Below are 22,035 nucleotides of genomic sequence, written 5' to 3' on the forward strand. Positions count from 1 at the left end.
TGTGATCGCTACTTATTGGCCTTTATTTTCGGCTTCACTTCCTTGAGCACGAAGCCGACTTTTCGCAGCGCCGACGTCAATAGGCGCAACTTCGGAAAGTCATTCTTCAATTGCTTGGCTTGTTCCGCAGCCAGATTGGCGAGAGGTGTATCGGCCAGCGCCTCGCGAATGTCGACCAGCAAGCTTGCTACACCGCTGTAGTCCCGCTTCTCCGCCAACTTTGCCGACTCATTCAGGAACGATTTGGGATTGGCGGCGATCTTCGCAAGCTCCTCTTTCCGCTTCTTCGCAGCGACGGCAACTCGCCGCTGTTCGGCCTCGTTGCTCAAGACTTCCGCAGCGGCGCGAAGCTCGCGAAGCGATCGCGTGCCGGGTGTAGTTGGCCAAGCGGGCAGGTTTTGCTGGACATGGTACTGACCTAGCAATTCACGTCGAACATTCGAACTGGCATCGTTCATAAGCTTTGCCAGCCAGGCGTCTTTGATCTCTGGCGGTTGCTGCTGAACCCAGGCCAGATAGTTGCTATCGGACGTGCTATTGTCGGGCAACGGCTCGCTGTTGACGGCAGCGGCCCGCAGCAAGTACTCGTCCAAGCCATACACTCGAGCGAGTGCATGTTGAGCGGATGTCAACTGACCCAGGCCTGCCGGAACGGGACCTTCGATGAATTCGTCGGGATCGATGTAGTCGTCGGCGCTCGCTGCCAAGTGAGCCAAATACCAGGGGCGCAGGTCACCGGCAAGAATTTCGTCTCGCAACGGCACCAACTCGTCAATCTTATCTCGGGGGTAAAGATCCTGGGCGAACGACCCGCCGTCACTGGAAGGGCTGATCTCCAAGATCAATCCCGGCCCATTCTTATCTTCTAGTAGCCCGATACCCTCCCCGTTTAGATAGGCATCGACCGCTTTGAGGTTGGGCAGGCCGTCGGCAAAACGAATCATCACTTTCCGAACACCGAAATTGGCGTAGTGAAAATGAATGTCGTACCCGCGCTGGAGCATCTCTTTGGCGTTGCCGCGAAAGTCGCCGTAGTGGTATTCGTTCTCGAAAGAATGCGGTTTGATATCCGCTCGACTCGATTGCTTCTCCATGAACTTCATATTCTCGGGAGAAACCGGTCCATCAATGGCCCGAAACGCCACATACTGATACTCACTCATGAGCTAATCCTTTGCTGTTCGGTGCGATTTCTCGTATTCCAAAAAACTAACTGCGAGTATCCCGTCGACGGTTTGGTTTGACGTGTATTTGGCTTCAGACCCAGCCACGCATTTGCGGGATGCTATTTGCTTTCCAGCAACGTCAGCGTCATCGCGCGCAGGTGCATCACTTCCTTGCCGGGGATTTCGGTTGCACGCAGAGTAAGCGGGCCGGTCCCTGCTTCCAGATGCATAGTGCCAAGCTTGAGCGGGCGGAACTCTTTCATTTTGGATTCTGCGGGCGGGCGTGGAATCGTGTCTTGATTGGTGTAGAGCGGCGGGTCCCAACCTGGGGTGATCGGGCCGCTCAATTTGTCCTTGAGAAAGCTGAGTTCGACGGTGGCCCCGGCGGAATCCAGCGGGCAAGTGTAAAGCAGTTCGACCGCGTATTTGCCGGAGGTGTGCACTTCAATTTCCCAGACCAGCGAATCCTCCTTGCTGGTCCAGTTCACGAAGTACGAACTGTTCGGTGCATTCGAACTACGTTTCACGCTGCCCAGTGGTTCGCCATCGCGAGCCGGGAGCCAGGTACGCGGAAATTCTCGATAACCAACGGGAATGGGCCGGGGATCGACCGATTTCTTCTTGCCGGCATTGGCTTGCCCGCCAGGCCCCGCAACACCCACGTCCTTTCGCCAAGCGGTCACGGCGGAGACCAGTTTGGTCGCGAGCGCAGTTTCGCCTTCAGTGATGGCTTTCGTCTGGGAAGGGTCTGCGACCATGTCGAACAGCTGACCTTGAATATCGAGCCGATGCGTTTGCGTCCGCACACTCACATTTCGGTTCCAACTCGAAAAGATCATCCGCTCGGGCAATTCGGCTTTTTGCTTCAGCAGCAAGGGTGAGAGATCACGACCATCAAGGGGTTTATCGCCAACGCGCGGAATGCCGGCTAGCGAGGTGAGCGTCGGCAGCAAATCAATCGCACCGGCAATCTCCTTCACGGTGTGATCCTGGGGCAACTTTGCCGGCCAGCGAACAAAACACGTCGAGCGAACGCCTCCTTCGTCGGTCGTCCCTTTGCGTCCCTTCATCTCGCCGTTCCAGCGCCAACTATTGGGGCCGTTGTCGCTGAAGTACACAACGATGGTGTTCTCCGTCAGCTTCAGTTCGTCGAGCTTTTTCAGCACACGGCCGACATTGGCATCCTGATTCTCGAGCATCGCGAGCGCACAACGGGTTTCGTCGAGGACTTCCTGCCTGAGCTGTGTTCCGCGCTGCATGATGGGCTTGTCTTTGAATCGCTGCCAATCGCTGTCGGGCACTGCCCAGGGTGAATGCGGCGTTGTGAACGGGACGTAGCAGAGAAACGGCTTGGCTTTGTTCCGTTCGATAAACTCAATCGCGCGATTCGTGCAAAGATCAACGATGTAACCCTTCTCCCGCACAGGTTGGCCGTTGTGTTCGAGCGGCGGATCGAAGTACTCGCCCCAATGCCCCGAGGTATAGCCGTAGTATTCATCAAAACCGCGGGCCATCGGGTGATAGGGCCACTGGCTGCCGTTGTGCCACTTACCGAATGCACCCGTCGCGTAGCCTGCTTTTTGAAAGGCCTCAGCGATCGTTCGCTCGTCGAGGTTCATTCGCTCCTGGCCCGTGGAAACACCATACACGCCGGTGCGCGGATGATATCTGCCGGTGAGAAACTCGGCTCGCGTCGGCGCACAAACGGGACAGACAAAGAAGCGATCGAGCGTGACACCGCCCGCAGCGAGCGAGTCGATGTTCGGCGTCGAAACCTGCTTATTGCCGTTACGGCTGTAGTCGCCCCAGCCCGCATCGTCGGCGAGAAAAATGACGACGTTCGGGCGATCCTTTTCCGCCGCACAGGCGAAATCAGGGCTCGTTAGTAACAACAGGAAGATGACCGACCAACAGAGACTAAGGATTCGCATGAGAGGTTTCCGCCTTGTTTTCCTACCTGAGCCGGAAGCGTCAGCGCCCGGAGAGTATTTTCTCGCATTCCCCAGATACGTACTCTCCGGGCGCTGACGCTTCCGGCTCATGAGATGCGATGTTACTAGCCGGGCAGCTGGGGGCGGACTACATTCTCAAGCGACTCCCTGCACCAAGGCAATGCCTCGTTCCACTTCTGGCACAGCTTTTTATGAATGCGGTTTTTATGAACAGGTCTCTTCTGAACATCCGCCGTGCGGCGATTATCGCCTTTGCACTCACCTGCTTCTTCGCCAGCAGTGTTAGCGCCCAACATAAGACGGATAACTCCTATCCACTATTTTCGTATCTCACCAGCAAAGAGACACCCGGCAAGATGATTTGCTACACGCCGGCGGAACTCGATCCGCGGAGCGAAGCCAATCAAGGCAAGTTACTGACAAGTTCGATCCGGGCCGATCTCACGGCGCTGCGTCCGGCCTTCGATGGTCTGGTGCTCTATGGTTACCACGAGCAGTGCACGCCGCGCATTGTGGCTGTGGCGCGCGAGCTCAAGTATCGCGGGCTACTCTTGGCAATCTGGAACCCAAAGTCGATGGCGGAAGTGGATGGCGTCGCGGCGCTCGCCAAGCAGTACGACGGCGTCTTCAATATGGGGGTGCTAGTCGGCAACGAAGGCATCACCTTCAAGCGGTACGAACTGGAAGACCTCGCCATTGCCGAAGCTCGCCTGCGTAAGTCGCTGCCGCAGAATGTTCCCGTCAGCACCAGCGAACCGCTGCACGGCTATCAGATCGACACGATTCTCAAGTTCGGCGACTTCCTCTGCCCGAACATCCATCCGGTCTTCGATCGTAAGGACCTGCCCGCCGATAGGGCCGCTGCCTGGACGCGCGAAGAAGCGGCGAAGATCGCCAAGAAGACCGGCAAGCCTGTGATTGTGAAAGAGACCGGCTTTCCGCACGCGGGTGGCCCGCTCTATTCGCCCACTTCTCAAAGCGAGTTCTGGCATCACTACACCCAGGCCAGTCTTGTGGCGGAGGCCGGTGAAAGCTGGGCTTGCCACAGCGTCGGCTTCGAAGCCTTCGATCTTCCCTGGAAAGCCATCGAATCGAAACTCGAAATTGAAAAGTCCTGGGGGCTGATGAGCCCCGACCGCAAGCCCCACGCCGCGTTTCGTGTGTGGAAGGAATGGAAGAACTAGAAACTTCCCTCGCTGCCGCGCTGGCAGCTCGTCGCAAACGTCTCGCGATCGCAGTGTAAACTGGATTCATGCTGCAGACACCGATTTACATGGACAATCACGCGACCACGCGGGTCGACCCGCGCGTGGTGGATGCGATGCTGCCGTTCTTTACGAGGGTGTATGGCAATGCGGGAAGCACCAGCCATAGCTTTGGCTGGGAGGCGAAGTCGGCACTCGATGATGCCCGCGGTCGCATTGCCGCAGCGATCGGTGCCGGTGAGCGCGAGATTGTCTTCACGAGCGGAGCAACCGAAAGCAACAATCTGGCGATTCGAGGTGTTGCCGAACGAGTTCGACGGCGGGGCAATCACATCGTCAGTGTGATTACCGAGCACAAGGCGGTCCTCGATCCGCTGAAGAAATTGGCCCGCAAGGGTTTCGAAGTGTCGCTGCTGCCCGTCGAGCAAGTGGGCAGTCCCACGGCGGGAAGATTGAATCTCGATACACTCCAAACTGCCTTGCGGGACGATACTTGCCTGGTGAGTGTGATGCTCGCCAACAACGAAATCGGCGTCCTGCAGCCCATTGCAGCCATCGGGTCGATTTGCCGCGAGCGAGGCATTCCGCTGCACTGCGATGCCACGCAGGCTGTCGGCAAGATTCCGGTGAATGTCGACTCACTGAATATCGACCTGATGTCATTCACGGCTCACAAGCTGTACGGACCCAAGGGAATTGGTGCCTTGTACGTTCGCCGGGGGACGCGACTCGAAGCGCAGATCGACGGCGGTGGTCAGGAGCATGGCCTACGCAGCGGCACCTTGCCTGTCGCGAGCATCATTGGCTTTGCCGCGGCGCTCGATCTGTGCCTGGCCGAGATGCCAACCGAAGCCACCCGACTTTACGAATTACGAGAACGACTCTACTCGCAATTACGTCAGGCTTTGCCCGACTTGGTGCTGAATGGCCCCGTTTGGTCAGCCGATGAGAACCTTAGGCTTCCCGGCAATCTCAATGGTGCCTTTCCCTTCGTGCAAGGCGAAGCGCTGATGATGAGCATGCGCGACGTGGCCGTTTCCAGCGGTAGTGCCTGCACTTCGGCCAATCCCGAGCCCAGCCACGTGCTGCGGGCGATTGGTCAGACGGAAGATCTCACGCTGGCAAGTCTCCGTTTCGGTCTCGGCCGCTTCAACACCACCGCCGAAGTCGACTTCGCCGCGCAATTAGTCATCGACAACGTCCGTCGCCTGCGGGCGCTCAGCAGCATGGCTTAGACCACAAAGCCATCATTTCATCTGAACGAACTGACCTTCTCGAAAATCAATCGTGCTTCCCAGCAGCTCCGGCGCGGAACGACGATCAATGACGATCGGGATTCCGCCAGAGGAGCCGATCCAGTCGCGGCCATCGGCAAGCGGAAAATCAAAGGCGACTGCAACCTGGCCACCTATTGCGCGAGCCGGCTCAATTCGCACGGCTACGTCGCCGCCAAATCTCCCCTGACTGTGCAGCAATGTGATCTGTTCCGCGGCGGCAGGGGTGAGTTGCACGACCGTGCCAAAGTTCTCGGCGAAGGCATTCGAACCTTCCTGCCCCGCCGCGAGCCCGCTAGCCACTGGTGACGCGTAGTGTGCCAAGATCGAGATGGGGAAGGTGGTACGACACGTCATGCATTCGACTCGTTCGCCCTCCACTTGCCGACCAAAAGGAATGAAGCATATCAAGCGTGCGCGCCAGGTTCGCAGCACCACAAACCCTCGCTCTGCGCAGCAACTGGTGCAGTAGAAGTTGCCTTGAAGTTCAGCGACCTCGTATGTGATATGCCCCCACATGCCGAATCATTCATCACGAAGAACTGTTACCTGAAACCAGAACGAACTGGAATTTGCACTACTGGTGATTCTTTGTCAAACGGCAGATCGCAGTTTGTTTGGGACCCAGCCGAACTTGTCTCGTCGGTGACCAGAAGTCCTCTTCGCTCCACGGCGAAAATAATCGACAATATTTTATCACTTACTATTGACGATGTGCTGCGCACCTGCCAGGATTTTACAGGTGTGTAGTTATTAGCAGTTATTGCCGACATCGTTCGCGCGTGTGGTCCGGAGGGGGGCGAAATGGTTACTACCGAGACAGGCAGAGAGTTCTGCGTCGCTGGTGAACGCGCGCAGGGAGCAAGCGCAGCCAGGGTGAACAGCAAGCCCCAATGGTTATCAAACGGTTATCGCGCAGACGGGCCGATAACCGGTTGTCGTCGCCGCAACTCGCGGCAGCATAGCGAGTTGCAAGAAAATGATGAGCTCGAAAATTCGCGCGAAAAAGTTATCAAAAGTGGTTATCAAAGTCGCTGCGAGGACTGCCAGGCGAGAACAAGGCACGTGTCCAAAAACCTCCGGCGAGTTGGAACGCCGAAGGCAGGTTTTGCCGCGAATGGCGACGATGCGCAGCGCACGAGGCGACCAGTTATTGGACAAAAGGGAGCAGATTTTGCTCGCCATCGGGCGGGCAATCTCCCAGGCCGCGAACGCATCCGGTTCCAGCGGCAATCCAATGGTCGGCAGTTGGTCGCGAAGAGCAACCGATTACTTCTTGTTTCGGCCGATGCGCCCGAGGACGGTTTCGAGCGTCTGGCGGAGGACGAGACCGCTCTTGCGCAGCAGCTGCACTTCTTTGGGCCAGAGTTCAATCTGGTGGCGAGCAACGACGCCCTTGCGACCCACGACGGTCGGCACGCTGAGGGCCACATCGCGAATGTCGTAGCAGCCGTCTTGAACCGAGCTGACGGGGAGAATGCGCTGCTGGTCGAGGACGATCGAGTGAATCACATCGCGAATGGCGATGCCGACCGCGAAGCCGGCACCAGTCTTCTTCTTGATCACCTCGGCGCCGGAGCCCTTGGTGCGAGTGAACAGTTCGTCGGCCAGCTTGGCGTTCCAGCCGGGGAACTTTTCGAGAGGCAAGTTGGCAATGCAGGCGCTCGACCAGATTGGCACCATGCTGTCGCCATGTTCGCCCAGGATCAGAGCTTGTACCTGCGTCGGGGCGGCCTTCACTTGCTGGGCAATCAAGCTGCGAAAGCGAATGGTGTCGAGCTGTGTGCCGAGACCAATCACTTGGTTCAATGGCAAGCCCAGGCGATCGGCAGCCACGTAGGTGAGAATGTCGACGGGGTTCGAGACGACCAGGACGATGGCGTCCTTTTTTACACCCGCCTTGATCACATCGTTGAGAATCCCGACGAACAGGTCGGTATTGCGATTGATCAGGTCGAGGCGGCTTTCATCGGGCTTGCGACGCAGACCAGCCGTGATGCAGATGATGTCCGAACTAGGAATGTGCTCGTAGCCACCCGAGGTGATCACTTGGTCCGCGACGCTTGGCGCGCCATGGAGCATATCGAGCGCCTGTCCGCTGGCCAGTTCGGCGTTGACGTCGAGCAAGGCAATCTCGCTCACGATGCCGCCGCATTGCAGCGCAAAGCCCGCACTCGAGCCGACCAGACCGCCACCGCCGATGATGGAAACTTTCATGATTGCAGATTTCAAATGGAGGATTGCAGATTGAATGCAGAAGTCAGGAGCCGGGGATCGGGAATCAGGAGGTCGAAAGGCGGAGGTCAGAGTTCAGAATGAAATGCATTTGCAATTTCCCTAGCCCCCAGTTCCTAGCCCCTAGCCCCCTCTTATCCCTTTGCCAGGGCTTCCATCACGCGCTGGGTGATCATCTTGATGAGGGCTTCTTGATCGATGCCGGCGGGAGCAGCAGCGACTTCCTTCTTCACCGCGGACACCATGGGGCCCATGGCGGGCGGAGCTTCGAAGGCTTTGCGTTCGACGCCCGATTGCTTCCAGCTATCGCGGAAGATGTCGTTGGCGCAGATATCGCAGTTCTTGTATTCGGGCGTGTTGCGAGGATCGGCCCAGCCCCACTTTTGCTTCAGGTCGAGGAGTTCGCGTTCCTTCGTCTCGTCGAAGTAGTTCACGCGGCCCAGGCTCTTGGCGAGCATCAGCATGCGGCAATAGGCGTCGAGGATTTCGGTCCACCAGTAAGCCTGTTCGACATCGACGCCGTAGCTGACGGTGCCGTGGTTCGCCAGGATGATGACATTCGTCTTGCTGACGAACGGCAGCACGGTGTCGGCAAAGGCCTGACCGCCGGGAGTTTCGTAAGTGGTGATCGGAACATCGCCGAGGAAGACTTCCACTTCCGGCAATACGCACTGCGGGATGGGTTCGCGAGCGATCGCGAACGCCGTGGCATGCGGCGGATGGCAGTGAACGACGCTCTTGACGTCGGGGCGTTGCTTGTAGATTTCGAGGTGCAGCAGAGCTTCGCTGGAGCGTTTCTTGATGCCCGACAGTTGCTTGCCGGTCATATCGACGAGCGAGATATCTTCGGGCTTGAGAAAGCCCTTGCTGTGCATGGTCGGCGTGCAGAGAACTTCGTTCTCGCCCACGCGGACGGTGATGTTGCCATCGTTGGCGGCCGCGAAGCCCTTGTTGTAAAGCCGGCGACCGATCTCGCAGATGTCTTGCTTGATTTTGTGATGGTTGATCATGACAGGAGTCCTTATCGGTTCAGAATGGTGTGCGGTTTGTTAGCGGAGAAGGTTTTGATCGATGTCGACCTGGTCAAGGATCGCGGAAATGTAAACGTCGATGGGTTTGTAGTTGGGGCGGAAAGGCTGAGCCGCTTCAGCCCCCTCGCTGATGGCGACCAAGCTGCCGATGCCGGAGCCCAAATCGTCCCAAGCGACAATTTCGTCAGCTTGCGGAGCAACGCCATCGCGCAGTTCGGCGAGCGACAGCGGCACGATGAGCCGCAGGCGAGCGCCGAGCATCGTGGGATGCTGGGTGTTCATCGAAACGGTACCAATCACTTTGGCGATGCGCATGGTCAGCTCCTCGCCTTGGTCGTGGCCCGTTCCCAGGCAATTTTTCGTTGGCGCAGTTCGTCCTTGACGGCCGGCGTGATAACCGCGCGGTCGGCAACGATCACCTTGCTGATTCCTTCGAGTCGGTCCTTCAGTGTGCGCAGCGTGATGAGCTTTTCATCGAGGTGCAGTTCGTTGCGCTGCAATTCGTGGCGGTGGGGTTCGTTACTGGTGAACTTGGCCGGCGCAGGGGTCGACGAACTGGCCATGAGGATGCGCAGGCGGCGCACCACTTCGGCAACAATTCGATCGATCTCAGCGGGGGTAAGGTTCATCAACTGCTTATTTTCGGGAGTCGAGGTTCAACTGTCTTGGATGCCGATGATCGACCAGCGCAGCGGGGTCGATTCATCCTTCGTGAGCTCGCGGATATATTTGCCGTCGCTGGTGATCATCACCACTTCGCCGCGACCTGCGCCGACGACATCGGCGGCAATCACAGGGTCGGCATCAGGCGTACGGCCATCGGCCATCAAAGGCTGCACGACGAGCAGTTTCTGCCCTTTGAACGACGCATGTCGCGCCGTTGCGATCGCGGTACCAATGACGAGGCCAAGTTGCATTTGCTGGGTTCTTCTTTCCCGTGAACGACTAGTTTTCCGTGAGCGACTAGGACTTGGGGCGACCGAGGATGCACAAGTCTTCGATCAAGGAGCAGCGGCGTTCGCGGGTGAAGGTGAGCGGAGTCGTGACACCTTCGCCGGTGGGACCAGCGATGCTGAACGACAGATAGCCTTCGCCACCCAGGCCCAGGGCAGCCATGCACGGGCCATTCTTCACGAACAGTGTCGTGTCGAGAATGCGGCCCATGCGGGTCATATTCTTCACATTCTGGCTGTGAATGATGCTGGTGTGACGGAAGCCATGTTCGTAATGCTTCGCCTTCATGATCGCTTCGTCGACGTCTTTCACGAGGACGAACGGAACAAACGGCATCATCTGTTCGACGGGGACGAACGGGTTGCTCTCGTCGGTTTCGCCAAAGAGCAGATCGGTCTTTTCACCGATGCTCTTGCCAATCGCACGAGCGAGCACCTTCGCATCTTGACCGAGAAAGTCACGGCAAGGACCGTCGTGCTTGTGTTCGCCTTCGCCAACTTTGACGATGGCCTTCTTAGTGAACTCGTCGACTTCCTTGGCGTTCAGGCGAGCGGCACCAGCTCGCTCCATAGCAGCCATCATTTTGTCGAAGACGGAGGCAACGACGAAGACTTCCTTTTCGGCAATACAGAGCAGGTTGTTGTCGTAGGCAGCGCCTTGGATGATGCAGCGGGCGGCGTTGTCGAGGTCAGCAGTCTCGTCGACCACGACCGGTGGATTGCCTGGGCCAGCAACCACGGCTCGTTTGCCCGAGCGAAGTGCCGCGCGACCGACAGCGGGGCCGCCGGTGACGCAGATCATGTTGATGTTGCGATGGCTGAAGAGTTGATTGGCCGTTTCGAGCGTGGGCTCGGTGATGACGCAAATCAAGTTGTCGATGCCGAGGTCTTTGTAGATCGCTTCGTTGAAGCGACGCACGCCTTCGGCGGCCACCTTCTTGCCACTGGGGTGTGGATTCACCACCACGGAGTTGCCCGATGCGATCATGCTGACCGCGTTGCCGGTGATCGTCGGCAGCGAGTGCGTGACCGGCGTGATCGCACCAATGACACCAAAGGGAGCATGCTCAATCACGGCCAGCCCATGATCGCCGCTGAAGACTTCGCTGCGCATAAACTCCACACCGGGAGTCTTCTGACCGAGCGTCTTCAGTTTTTCGATTTTGTGATCGAGACGGCCGACCTTGGTCTCGTTCATTTCCATCGTGCCGAGTTCAACGCACTGATCGATCGAAATGCGACGGATGTGGCCGATGACTCGCTTGCGGTCTTCCAGGCTCCGTTCGCTCAGTTGTTCGAATGCATCGCGGGCAGCGCCAACGGCTTCGTTGACGTCGGTGAAAATTCCGTGACGACCGGCGTAGCGGGGGCCGGCGACGTGAGCGGTGCGGGCCACTTCGGAAAGGACCTGGGCGACGACGCTGCGAATGAGATCTTCGTTGATTTGCATATGACTTTATTCGATTGGTTAATGGAGTGCGTGACTACTGAACGGATGGCTACTCTCGTGAGTACACGGTCCCTTCGTCCACTTGCACTTTGTCGACAATGCCTACGACGACGGCGTCGATGGGCAGTGCCTTGGTTTCGGGCGTCAAGCGAGCACTCGAGCCTTGGGTGAGGATCACATAGTCGCCAATGCCAGCGCCGAGGGTATCGACGGCAACGAAGGTACGACCGGTGGTCGTCAGCGACTGACGTTCCTTCGGCTCGATGCGGTAGGGTTCTACGATGAGCAGCTTGAAGCCGATCATCGTCGCGACCTTCTGCGTCGAAACTAAACTGCCGGTGACTTTGGCGACGAACATGAGGGTTACCCTTCGAGACGATTTTCGAGCACGTGTTTAGTCTGACGGGCCACGATCAGTTCTTCGTTCGTGGGAATGACCCAAATCTGCGTCTTGCTACCGGGCGTGCTCAGGCAGCGTTCGGCGGCACCCTTGGTGCCGTTCAAATTGCTATCGAGTTCGATACCGAGACCTTGCAGGTCGGCACAAACACCCGCGCGAATGTTCGCCCCGTTCTCACCGATTCCTCCGGTGAAGACGATGGCGTCGGCACCACCCAATTCGATCAACATGCCACCCAAATGCCGGCGAATTTCGGCGACGAAGACATCCAAAGCCAGTTTCGCCCGGCTGTTGCCTTGCGACGCGGCTTCTTCCAAATCTCGCACGTCACCACTGATGCCGGAGAGTCCGAGCAGGCCACTCTTCTCGGCCAAAGTATCAAGCACTTCGTGCAAGCTCATTCCTTCGGCCTGCATGATCAGCGGAATGGCAAACGGGTCGAAGTCACCGACGCGATTGTTGTGAGGCAATCCCGTTTGGGGACTCATGCCCATTGTCGTTGCCACGCTCTGTTGACCACGAATCGCGCACAGGCTGTTCGAACCACCGAGGTGGCACGAAATGATGCGCAGGTCGTAGCGTTCCAACAGCTGACTGGTTCGCTGAGCGATGTAACGATGGCTTGCTCCGTGAAAGCCCCAGCGTTTGATGTGCAACCGATTGGCCCACTCGTAAGGCACCGGATAATGCCGCAGCCGATCGTCGATCGTGGCATGAAAGCCCGTTTCGAACGCAGCGACCAAAGGCATATTCGGCAACTTCTCCGCCAACAATCGCATAGCGCGGATGTAGGGCGGATTGTGCGCGGGAGCAACCAGGTTCATCTCTTCCATCGCAGCGAGCACGTCGGGCGTTACTCGTTGCACTCCACTGACTCGGCCTCCATGCACGGCCTTGAAGCCGATGGCCGCCACTTCCGTTTCACTCTGCAGGCAACCCTGCTGAAGATCGGTGAGTTGAGCGAGGCATTGCCGCACTGCAACTGCGTGGTCGGGAACCGGAGTCTTCAATTCCTGTCGGCGTCCTTGAATCTCGACAAAGCAGGGGCTTTCCGCCGAGCCAATACGCTCGACACCACCGCGCGCGAGTTGTCGTTCGTCGGCCATATCAAATAGCCGATACTTAAAACTCGTCGAGCCGAGATTGGCAACCAGTACTTTCATCGCTGCAGTTCTCCTGAACATCCTTGCACTACTGCCGCATCGATTCGCTACGAGCGAGTCGACTACACGAACGCTTCGACCAGACCTTCGGCCGGACGAGGAATCACGTGGCTGCCCACGAGCTCGCCAACTTGCGAAGCGGCTTGAGCGCCCGCTTCGACTGCAGCGCGCACGCTACCAACGTCGCCCGTGACGATGGTCGTCACATAAGCGCCGCCGATACCGATTCGCTTGACGATCTGCACGTTGGCGGCCTTCGCCATGGCGTCGGTCGCTTCGACCAGGCCAATCAGGCCCTTCGTTTCGATCAATCCAATTGCCGTATTCATGAACCTATCCTGCTTATCGTTTTGAGGTTTACTATCTAAAGGGATCGTGAGTTTCGCAGTCATTGCTTACGAAACACGCTTGATGCTGGGTGGCAGAACAATCCCGAGATCTTCGTGGGGACGGGGAATGACGTGTACGCTGACGACTTCGCCAATGCGACCAGCAGCAGCAGCGCCGGCATCGGTGGCGCTCTTCACAGCGGCAACGTCACCGGTGACGAATGCCGAAACCAGGCCGCTACCGACCTTGTCCCAGCCAACCAACTGCACGTTGGCAGCCTTGAGCATCGCGTCGGTGGCTTCGACCAGGGCGATGAAGCCCTTCGTCTCAATCATGCCGATCGCTTCTGAATTCTTAGCCATTGCAATCTCCGAAATAAAAGACAAACCGTTTCAATCAACTAAAGAGGCAAATCACCGGAGTGATTTTTTTTTGAACTAGTGCTTGCACTTGCAGTCATGTGCCTGCTTGAGCAATTCGACTTTCGTCGCCGCGTCGAGGAAGCAAGCATTTCCTTCGTCGGTGTCGATATGCACCTCGAGCTTGCTGGTGGCGTCTGCTCGCACCAGCAAATCTTCGAACACAACCGTGCACTGCGGCGACTCGATCCGCAGATTCATGAAGTCGCCATTCTTGACGCCGTAACGGTCGGCGTCCTTGTTGCTCATGTGAACGTGGCGTGCCGCGCGAATCACGCCTTCCTTCATTTCAACGACGCCCTTGGGGCCGACGAGCACGCAACCAGGGGTTCCCTTGATGTTGCCGCTATGGCGAACCGGAGCATCGATGCCGAGCGAGATGCTGTCGGTGAAGGCGAGTTCCACCTGGCTGTACGGTCGAGTGGGGCCGAGGACGCGAACATTCGGCAACATGCGCTTGCGCGGGCCGACAATCATCACGGTCTCGGCGGCGGCAAAAAAGCCGTCCTGGTAGAGATCTTTCTCGGGTGTCAGCTTCGCGCCGGGGCCAAACAGCGTTTCGACATCGGCGTCGCTCAAGTGGCAATGGCGGGCCGAGATGCTGACCAGCAGTTCAGCAGGCTTGTCACTGGTCGAAGGAGCAGGCGCGGCGGTTTGGCCGCTGGCTGTGGTGCCAAGCACCAGCTGACGAACGATCTGTTCGACGACCGCGCGGTCGAGCGTAGGAGAGGAACTCATGGCGAACGATCTCAAGTTGATGGCGAAGTGGTTTGGTGAGAGGCGGACTGCTCCGGACTGGTCGTATCGCCCGACTCAGCCGCGAGACGCAATTGCACGCCTGCCTGGTTCAAAGTGGATTGCCAGCCTGCCGACAGGTCGTGGTCGCTAACGAGAATGTCGATTTCGTCGAGCGGACACATCAGCGCGAGGCTGGTGTGGCCGAACTTCGTGCTGTCAGCCACGACGATGACTTCTTCTGCGGCGGCCATCATGGCCCGCTCGGTTTCAACCAGCAGCAGGTTGCTGTTGTAACAGCCACGCTCGTTGATGCCGGCCACACTCACCACCGCGCGGCGAGCATGCAGCGAAGCGAGCATTTGATTGGCGTAGGGGCCGAGCGACACGCCGGTGCGGGAGTGGACATAGCCACCCACAAACACCAAATCGGCCTGATCGCTGGATGTGAACAAATTGGCTACCGGCAAGGAGTTGGTGACGACTTGCAGCGGCCGCCCCACCAGCAACTGAGCCAGTTCGTAGGTGGTGCTGCCGCCGTCGAGGATCACGGTGTCGTTGTCCTCAATCAGGCGGGCTGCCGCGGCGGCAATTCGCCGCTTCTTGTCCCAGTTCGAAGACTGCCGCTGATCGAAATGGGCCAGCTTGGGACTGGGACCTGTGTAAAAGACGCCCCCATGAGTCCGGCGCGCAACGCCGGATTCTTCCAGAAAGTCTAGGTCGCGGCGGACCGTGGATTCCGAGACCTGCAGCTGAGAAGCCAGTTCAGGCAACGAAGCGAACCCGCGTTGTCGGATCAACTCCGACAAACGGCCCCGCCGTTCGTCTGCTAGCAACTGCTTGATCAAATGCCGCATTCCTTTCAACTGATGCCTCTATTCTGCCTACGGATGTGGCAGAAATCAAGCATCTCAGTGAAAGATTTGTTTCTTTAGTGCGCAAATTCTGCCGCAGCGCACTGGTGGATGGGTAGAAAGGGCAAGCTATTATGCGCAACAGATTTGAAAATGCGAGAGTCTCGTAAAATAAGAAGGCTGTAGCGGGGAGGTCCAGAACTGCCGCCATGGAGTTAGCGAGAGAATTTCGCCAGATTTGCTACAGTTCTGCCAAGGAGGGAATCACCGCTGCCAGGAGACTCGCCGGGCGGCGATAGAGATGCGGCCGGCAGCCAGAGCGGAAAGAACCGCTGGATAAGCTTCGCATTCGGTCGCAAAGACCCGTGACTGCAGGGTTTCCGCCGTGTCACCATCGTGCACGGCAACGGGCCACTGGCCGATGATGGGCCCGTGGTCGTATTGATTGTCAACAAAATGGACCGTGCAGCCCGTGATCTTGGCTCCGTAATCGAGCACCGACTGATGGACCTTCAATCCGTACATTCCTTGCCCGCAGAAGGCCGGAATGAGCGACGGGTGAATGTTGATCACGCGGTTTTCGAAGTCGGCAGGAATTGGCACATGCTTCAGAAAGCCGGCCATCACTACGTACTGCACCCCGGCGGCGCGGCAGGGCTCAAACATTGCCTGTTCGTAATCGGCCGCCGAGATGCCCTTTTTCTTCTCGATTACCAGCGACTGAATGCCGGCATCGGCGGCGAACTGCAGTCCCTTGGCCAATGGACTGCTGGAGATGACCAGGCGAATATCAATCGGCAACGACTCGCGCTGCTGCCGTTCGATCAGGTTGCGCAGCGTGGTGCCGCCGCCGGAGATGAGCACGGCGATCGGCAGCGGCGATGTGGATGCAGCAGGCACGGCAGGGCTCTACTTCTTTTTGACCCACAGCTGAAGCTTGCCGGCGCCGAGTTCTGAAGCGGCTTCGGTCGCGCCCGGAACGGCGGCGAACGTGAGTCCGTCGCAGAGAGTTTCACCAGCGATGAAGGCCTGATGCTCCTTGATCGCAGCGGTCACCTCAGCGTCGTCAGCGACAACACCGATGACAATGCGGTCGGTGTAATCGAGTTGCAACTCTTTTCGCTGGTCTTGAATCGCTCGCACCAGATCGTTGGCGTAACCTTCGCGCACTAGTTCGGGCGTGATCTCCGTCGAAAGCACAACGACCACTCCGCGACCTTGAGCAGCGGCCCAGCCGGGCTTGGCTTGCAAGCGAACTTGCAGGTCCTCACCGTCGAGCTTGATCGTTTCGCTGCCGACTTGCAAATCGACGGTACCGTTAGCAGTCATTTGGGCGAGCAATTCGCCGCCGTTAGCCGCACCCAAAACTTTTTTGCATTCGGGAAGCAGCTTGCCGATGCGAGGGCCGAGCCGCTTGAAGTTAGGCTGGATCTGGTACGTGATGTACTTGTTCGCATCTTCGGCGTACTCGATCTGCTTCACATTCAGTTCGTCACGCAGCAACGCGTCGTGCTGCTGCAGCCAGGCTTGATGGGTTGATTCCGACAGAATCACTTCCACCTTGGCGAGTGGCTGGCGAACCTTCAGTTTGTTGTCCATTCGCGCGCTGCGGCCGAGCGAAGCGATCTCACGCAGCAGTTGCATGCGAGCGGAGAGCGTTTCATCAATGGCTGTTGCATCGGATTCGGGATAGTCGCACAGATGTACCGATTCAAGCGGCCGATCACCAAACACGCCAGCCAAGTTTCGCCACAGCGTTTCTGCCAGGAACGGTGTAAACGGCGCGATCACCTTGGCGCTCGTGACCAGACATTCGTAGAGCGTCCAGTAAGCGTCCAGCTTCTCTTGCGACTCTTTATCACTCGACCAAAACCGATCGCGGCTGCGGCGAACGTACCAATTCGACAGGCCATCGACGAAGGCGTTGATCTGCTTGCACGCTTCGAAGTTGTCGTAGGCGTCCATCTTCGTTACGACAGCCGCCAGCATGCGATTCAGTTCGCTGAGGATCCAGCGATCGAGTTCACCGCGCTCCTTGGCCGGACGATATCCCTTACCCGTCGCAAAATCAGCGGGATTCAGCTGCAACCCTGTCGTTGGAGTTCCGGCTTTAGCCGGTCCGCCAGGATCAAAGCCATCGATGTTCGAGTAGATGACAAAAAAGCTGTAGCAGTTCCACAGCCGCAGCAGGAACTCAGGGATGCTGTCCTTGATCGCGCGTTCCGCATAACGGATCGTTGTCCATGGTGGCTGATTAGCGAAGAAGTACCAGCGCAAGGCATCGGCGCCGTACTTGTCGAAGATCTCGCGAGGCTCGCGGTAGTTCCGCTTACTCTTCGACATCTTCGTGCCGTCTTCACCCATCATCAGGCCGAGGACGATGCAATTCTTAAATGGATGCGGGTACGGGAAGTTCTGAGTTTTGAGTTTTGAGTTTTGAGACGAAGAATCGTCGTTGCCAAACAGCAACGTGCTGATCGCCAACTGGCTGTAGAACCAGCCACGCGTTTGATCGATGGCTTCGCTGATGAAGTCGGCGGGGAATTGTTCCGCGAACTTCTCTGCGCCTTGATGTGGATAGCCCCACTGCGCGAACGGCATGGCTCCGCTGTCGTACCAACAGTCGATGACTTCGCTGACGCGGCGCATGTGCGCGCCAGCGGCAAATGGCGAGTCGTAGGTGATTTCGTCGATGTAAGGTTTATGAACCTTCAGATCGTCGGGCAGCTTGGGGTTCGCCGCTTTGGCCTTGTCCCAGACATCGGTCCCTTTGACGCCCGGCTTCTTCAGCAGTTCTTCGTAGCTGCCGACCGCTTCCATCTGACCGGTTTGCTGGCAAACCCAGATCGGCAGCGGAGTTCCCCAGTAGCGTTCGCGCGAGAGAGCCCAGTCGACATTCGACTCGAGGAAGTTGCCAAAGCGGCCATCCTTGATGTGCTCGGGCAGCCAGTTGATCTGCTGGTTATTCGCCAGCATTTCGTCTTTGAACTGCGTCGTCTTCACGAACCAACTACGACGCGGATACTGAATCAGCGGATCCTGGTCAGCTCGCCAGCAGAAGGGATAGTCATGGATGTACTGCTCTTGGTGATAGAGCAGACCACGAGCTTTTAAGTCACGCTGGATATCCTTGTCGCAATCCTTCACCCAACGACCGCGACAATAATCTGGCCCTTCGTGGGTGAATTTTCCGTCGGGCCCCACGCAACAGATTAGTTCGGGCCCTTCCTCGGGACTCGAATACCTAGATTGCTCTTCAGCCAAAAGTGCGTAGTCGACCTCGCCGAATGCTGGAGCGATATGGACGACGCCGGTACCGCTATCGATCGTTACAAAGTCGGCTGGCAGTATTACCCATTCTCGCTTTTGAAAGCCTTCGAGAATCTTCAGACCAATCTCACCTTCAAGCTTTGTTTCTGAGTAGAAACAATCAAAGGGTGGCAGATATCTGCGTCGAAGTAGTTCACTTCCCTTGCAAGTGCGCTCCACCGTCAGTTCCCGCTTGATCTTCCCAGCAAGCGTTTCCACGAGTGCGGCAGCCATGATCAGCCGCTGGCCGGTTTGGCTATCCACGACCGTCGCATAGTCCAAGTCCGGATGCACGGCCGCAAACTGATTGCTCGGCAGCGTCCAAGGCGTCGTCGTCCAAACTAGCAGCGACGTATCCGTCTTTTTTCCAGCATCGTCGAGCAGCGGAAACAAGACATACACGCTCGGGTCGGCCACTTCGCGATAGCCTTGGCCGACTTCACCCGCCGACAGCGCCGTCCCACCTTGGGCCCACCACCAAACGATCTTGTGACCTTGGTACAGCAAGCCTCGGTCGTAGAGGTTCTTCAGCGACCACCACACGCTCTCGACGAACGATTGGTGGTAGGTGACGTAGGCCTCTTTCAGGTTGACCCAAAAGCCGAGTCGTTCGGTGAGTCGTTCCCACTCCTGCATGTACCGCCAGACGCTCTCCTGGCAGCGGTGGATGAAGGGCTCGACGCCGTAGTTCTCGATCTCTTCCTTCGAGTGGATGCCCAACTCTTTGCAGACTTCCACTTCAACCGGTAGACCGTGCGTGTCCCAGCCTGCCTTGCGTTCGCAAAAGTAGCCCCGCATGGTGCGATAGCGGGGAAACAGGTCTTTGATGGCTCGCGTCAGGCAGTGCCCCGGGTGAGGCATGCCGTTGGCGGTCGGTGGACCTTCGAAGAAGACGAACTTCTTGCTGCCGCGGCGGCGCTCAAGCGACTTTTCATAAATCGCCTGTTCTTTCCAGAACGCGAGCACTTCCTCTTCCATGCGGGGAAACGGCGCGCTGGCCGGCACAGGCTGAAACATGGTCGTCGCGAAGCTCCGGTAGCTGAATCCTATTTGAAGAGCGGGCCGCATTTGGCTCGGCAGGAGCCTCGTCCCGCGCGAGCCCAAACCCGCCTAATCAGTCTGCTAAAGCGAAAGCAGACTATTCCTCGTCGTCCAAATCCAAATCTTCATCGTCTTCATCTTCGTCCTTGGCTTTACCCTTCCCCTTACCCTTGGCTTTGCCCTTTCCCTTCGGCTTTTCTTCTTCCGCAGGGGCAGCGTCGGGGTCTTCGGGCAGCACGGGTTCTTCCGGCTCTTCGTCTTCGTCGACAAAGTCGCCGCCGATGGGCAGTTCGACATCGTCTTCGACGAGATCTTCGTCCGAGACTTCTTCCAGGTCAGCCAGATCGTACTCGTCTTCGAGTTCTTCTTCGAAATCGTCGTCGAATTCGTCGTCGAAGTCCTCTTCGTCAAAATCGTCGATCTCGCCAGCTTCTTCTTCGTCGGCCATCACAATGGTCCCCGGCAAATCGAGCACATCGGGCGTCCAAGGAGAGACACCTTCCAGCGGCAAGGGTTCAGCAGCGACCGAGTCCCCCTCGGGAGGATCGCAAACCAGGGTGTCGCCGGAGGTGAGATCGTCGATCGCGGCAAAATGAGGAGCCGCGATACGGCTGGCAGTGTGGTCGATGCGCATAGGGGTTGCGGAAAGGGACTGGAAAATGAGGGGAGGCGAGATCGTCCACGATGCGCCAAACTACCCTAGTTATCCGAGCCATGGGCGTTTGTCAACGACCGGCTGCTGGCAGCTGACAGGCCATAAGCGTCAAAGAGCCAGCAGCCCTCTCGCCCGTTGAACGTACTTGTCCAATCGGGAACGCCTTATTTGGACACCAGTTTGCAGTAAAACCCGAGAGATGCGCAAGGTGCTGTCCAGATAGGCAACGCCTGTTTGGCCCCCCCCCCTTTTGCGGTTGCAGCAATTCGCACCACTGAAGGCCGTGCAGTGTGAAAGGCAAATAGCCACCTTAGCGGGGGTATAGGCTTCATCAAATCTTCGCCGTATCTTCACAGGCAGCCTCTCTGCTTGCGTCAAACTCATTTTCGGCTTGAAGGCTAACGGCCTGCGTGGATCACTCATGAGCAAACATCTGCAGCGCGATATCGACGGTCTCATCAACGAGCTCTTGACCATTTCGTCGATGGTGGAAGAGATGATCGACCGGGCGACTCAGGCCCTGAGCGAACGCCGGTTCGACTTGGCCGACCAGGTCATCAGCTCGGACGAGTTTGTCGACTCGCACGAAGTACACCTGGAAGAAGAGTGCCTGAAGATGCTGGCGCTGCATCAACCCGTGGCGATCGATTTGCGGCGAATCGCGACCGTCCTCAAGATCAATGCCGACCTCGAGCGGATTGCCGACTTGGCCGTGAGCATCGCCAATCGAGCCCGGGCCATCAGCGAGTTCCCCGCGTTTGTCGTGCCCGATCGTCTGCCAAAGATGGTGGTGCTGGCGACGCAAATGGTGCGTGGAGCGATGGATTCGTTCGTGAATCTGGATGCCACCGCGGCTCGGCGAATTCTCGCCATGGATCACCAGGTCGATCAGTTCAACACCGAGATCATCGAAGAGTTACAAACCCGCATGCAGAAGCAGCCCGACATGGTCGCGGCCTCGCTGCATTGTTTTTCGGGCGTCCGCCACTTGGAACGCATCGCCGACCACGCCACCAACATTGCCGAAGACGTGATCTATCTCGTCGAAGGCGACATTGTCCGGCACCGGCACACCAAGCTGACCGATTCGCCTTCCTGACCGCCCTAAGGCATGCACCTGTATGGCCAAGACGAAGATTCTGGTAATTGAAGACGACCGTTCTCTCAGCGAAGTGCTGACGTACAACTTGAAGCAAGCCGGCTACGAAGTGCTGACGGCTTCCGACGGTCAAGACGGCCTGTTGCAAGCTCAGGTGAAATCGCCCGATATCATCCTGCTCGACTTGATGCTCCCCATCGTCGACGGCCTGGATGTATGCCGCCGCCTGCGAGCCGACGCGGCCACGCGCGAAACGCTCATCGTTATGCTCACGGCCAAGGCGGAAGAATCCGACGAACTGATTGGCTTCTCGCTTGGTGCTGACGATTACGTCACCAAACCGTTTAGCGTCAAGGTGCTACTGGAGCGAATCAAAGCGTTGCGCCGTCGGCGGATGGGCGAAGGCGTGACCGACGAAATCACCAAGCGACAGGGCGTGACCGTGAATCGCCGCCGGCATCAGGCTTCGATTGAAGATCAGCCTTTGCCTCTGACCCGCAGCGAGTTCCGCCTGCTCGATACGCTCATTCGCCAGCCAGGACGCGTGTTCGATCGCACAGAACTGATCGATGCCGCTCTCGGCGAAGACACGATGGTGATGGAACGAACCATCGATGTGCACATTCGCGCCTTGCGACGCAAACTGGGCAACTACGCCGACGTCATCGAAACCGTCCGCGGCGTCGGCTATCGCTTCCGCGATCACAACCCGGCCAACACCGTCAGCGAAGACGAAGTGGAATAGCTCCACCGAACGCTTCAGG

At 57.8% G+C, this 22,035-nt stretch carries 22 protein-coding genes; 4 read left to right on the plus strand and 18 right to left on the minus strand.

The window, feature by feature from the left end; translation table 11 throughout:
* Positions 1-8 precede the first annotated feature (8 nt).
* Both NA78x_RS23975 and NA78x_RS23980 read right to left on the minus strand, forming a co-directional pair.
* Positions 9-1,163 carry a hypothetical protein gene (locus NA78x_RS23975; protein WP_425614914.1) on the minus strand — a complete coding sequence of 385 codons (1,155 nt, stop codon included), beginning with the start codon at positions 1,161-1,163 and terminating at the stop codon, positions 9-11.
* A gap of 122 nt (positions 1,164-1,285) precedes the next feature.
* Positions 1,286-3,097: a sulfatase-like hydrolase/transferase gene (locus tag NA78x_RS23980; RefSeq protein WP_425614915.1), complete on the minus strand. Its 1,812-nt coding sequence runs from the start codon at positions 3,095-3,097 to the stop codon at positions 1,286-1,288.
* A gap of 227 nt (positions 3,098-3,324) precedes the next feature.
* Between NA78x_RS23980 and NA78x_RS23985 the strand changes: the two genes are divergently transcribed.
* Both NA78x_RS23985 and NA78x_RS23990 read left to right on the plus strand, forming a co-directional pair.
* Positions 3,325-4,302, plus strand: coding sequence for a hypothetical protein (locus NA78x_RS23985; RefSeq protein WP_425614916.1), 978 nt, complete (start codon positions 3,325-3,327; stop codon positions 4,300-4,302).
* Between the two features lie 68 nt (positions 4,303-4,370).
* Positions 4,371-5,558: a cysteine desulfurase family protein gene (locus NA78x_RS23990; protein ID WP_425614917.1), complete on the plus strand. Its 1,188-nt coding sequence runs from the start codon at positions 4,371-4,373 to the stop codon at positions 5,556-5,558.
* 12 nt (positions 5,559-5,570) lie between these two features.
* Here NA78x_RS23990 and NA78x_RS23995 read toward each other — a convergent pair whose 3' ends face one another.
* The 16 genes from NA78x_RS23995 to NA78x_RS24070 form a co-directional block, all read right to left on the minus strand.
* Positions 5,571-5,954 (minus strand): hypothetical protein, encoded by a 384-nt coding sequence (locus tag NA78x_RS23995; protein ID WP_425614918.1) that lies wholly within the window; start codon positions 5,952-5,954, stop codon positions 5,571-5,573.
* A gap of 912 nt (positions 5,955-6,866) precedes the next feature.
* A complete protein-coding gene (locus tag NA78x_RS24000; RefSeq protein WP_425614919.1) occupies positions 6,867-7,814 on the minus strand; it encodes a lactate/malate dehydrogenase family protein in 948 nt (315 codons plus the stop codon).
* Positions 7,815-7,966: 152 nt separating this feature from the next.
* On the minus strand, positions 7,967-8,842 hold the full coding sequence (locus tag NA78x_RS24005) for a class II aldolase/adducin family protein (protein WP_425614920.1): 876 nt from the start codon (positions 8,840-8,842) through the stop codon (positions 7,967-7,969).
* A 39-nt stretch (positions 8,843-8,881) separates the two neighbouring features.
* Complete coding sequence (locus NA78x_RS24010) at positions 8,882-9,178, minus strand: EutN/CcmL family microcompartment protein (protein ID WP_425614921.1); 297 nt, start codon at positions 9,176-9,178, stop codon at positions 8,882-8,884.
* Between the two features lie 2 nt (positions 9,179-9,180).
* Positions 9,181-9,492, minus strand: coding sequence for a hypothetical protein (locus NA78x_RS24015; RefSeq protein ID WP_425614922.1), 312 nt, complete (start codon positions 9,490-9,492; stop codon positions 9,181-9,183).
* Between the two features lie 27 nt (positions 9,493-9,519).
* On the minus strand, positions 9,520-9,780 hold the full coding sequence (locus NA78x_RS24020; RefSeq protein WP_425614923.1) for a EutN/CcmL family microcompartment protein: 261 nt from the start codon (positions 9,778-9,780) through the stop codon (positions 9,520-9,522).
* 46 nt (positions 9,781-9,826) lie between these two features.
* A complete protein-coding gene (locus NA78x_RS24025; protein ID WP_425614924.1) occupies positions 9,827-11,266 on the minus strand; it encodes an aldehyde dehydrogenase family protein in 1,440 nt (479 codons plus the stop codon).
* A 49-nt stretch (positions 11,267-11,315) separates the two neighbouring features.
* Complete coding sequence (locus NA78x_RS24030; RefSeq protein ID WP_425614925.1) at positions 11,316-11,624, minus strand: EutN/CcmL family microcompartment protein; 309 nt, start codon at positions 11,622-11,624, stop codon at positions 11,316-11,318.
* A gap of 5 nt (positions 11,625-11,629) precedes the next feature.
* Positions 11,630-12,829, minus strand: a complete 1,200-nt coding sequence (locus NA78x_RS24035) for an acetate/propionate family kinase (RefSeq protein WP_425614926.1) — start codon at positions 12,827-12,829, stop codon at positions 11,630-11,632.
* A gap of 62 nt (positions 12,830-12,891) precedes the next feature.
* A complete protein-coding gene (locus NA78x_RS24040) occupies positions 12,892-13,158 on the minus strand; it encodes a BMC domain-containing protein (RefSeq protein WP_425614927.1) in 267 nt (88 codons plus the stop codon).
* Between the two features lie 66 nt (positions 13,159-13,224).
* Complete coding sequence (locus tag NA78x_RS24045) at positions 13,225-13,521, minus strand: BMC domain-containing protein (RefSeq protein WP_425614928.1); 297 nt, start codon at positions 13,519-13,521, stop codon at positions 13,225-13,227.
* A 75-nt stretch (positions 13,522-13,596) separates the two neighbouring features.
* Positions 13,597-14,316 carry a phosphate propanoyltransferase gene (gene pduL, locus NA78x_RS24050; protein ID WP_425614929.1) on the minus strand — a complete coding sequence of 240 codons (720 nt, stop codon included), beginning with the start codon at positions 14,314-14,316 and terminating at the stop codon, positions 13,597-13,599.
* 11 nt (positions 14,317-14,327) lie between these two features.
* Positions 14,328-15,086, minus strand: a complete 759-nt coding sequence (locus NA78x_RS24055; protein WP_425614930.1) for a DeoR/GlpR family DNA-binding transcription regulator — start codon at positions 15,084-15,086, stop codon at positions 14,328-14,330.
* A gap of 345 nt (positions 15,087-15,431) precedes the next feature.
* On the minus strand, positions 15,432-16,067 hold the full coding sequence (gene purN, locus NA78x_RS24060) for a phosphoribosylglycinamide formyltransferase (protein ID WP_425614931.1): 636 nt from the start codon (positions 16,065-16,067) through the stop codon (positions 15,432-15,434).
* A 9-nt stretch (positions 16,068-16,076) separates the two neighbouring features.
* Positions 16,077-19,493, minus strand: a complete 3,417-nt coding sequence (ileS, locus tag NA78x_RS24065; protein WP_425614932.1) for an isoleucine--tRNA ligase — start codon at positions 19,491-19,493, stop codon at positions 16,077-16,079.
* Between the two features lie 121 nt (positions 19,494-19,614).
* Positions 19,615-20,151 (minus strand): hypothetical protein, encoded by a 537-nt coding sequence (locus NA78x_RS24070; protein ID WP_425614933.1) that lies wholly within the window; start codon positions 20,149-20,151, stop codon positions 19,615-19,617.
* 442 nt (positions 20,152-20,593) lie between these two features.
* Between NA78x_RS24070 and phoU the strand changes: the two genes are divergently transcribed.
* Positions 20,594-21,271 (plus strand): phosphate signaling complex protein PhoU, encoded by a 678-nt coding sequence (gene phoU / locus NA78x_RS24075; RefSeq protein WP_425614934.1) that lies wholly within the window; start codon positions 20,594-20,596, stop codon positions 21,269-21,271.
* A gap of 22 nt (positions 21,272-21,293) precedes the next feature.
* Complete coding sequence (locus NA78x_RS24080; RefSeq protein ID WP_425614935.1) at positions 21,294-22,016, plus strand: response regulator; 723 nt, start codon at positions 21,294-21,296, stop codon at positions 22,014-22,016.
* Positions 22,017-22,035 lie beyond the last annotated feature (19 nt).

Source organism: Anatilimnocola aquadivae (genome assembly GCF_049819085.1).
GTDB lineage: Bacteria > Planctomycetota > Planctomycetia > Pirellulales > Pirellulaceae > Anatilimnocola.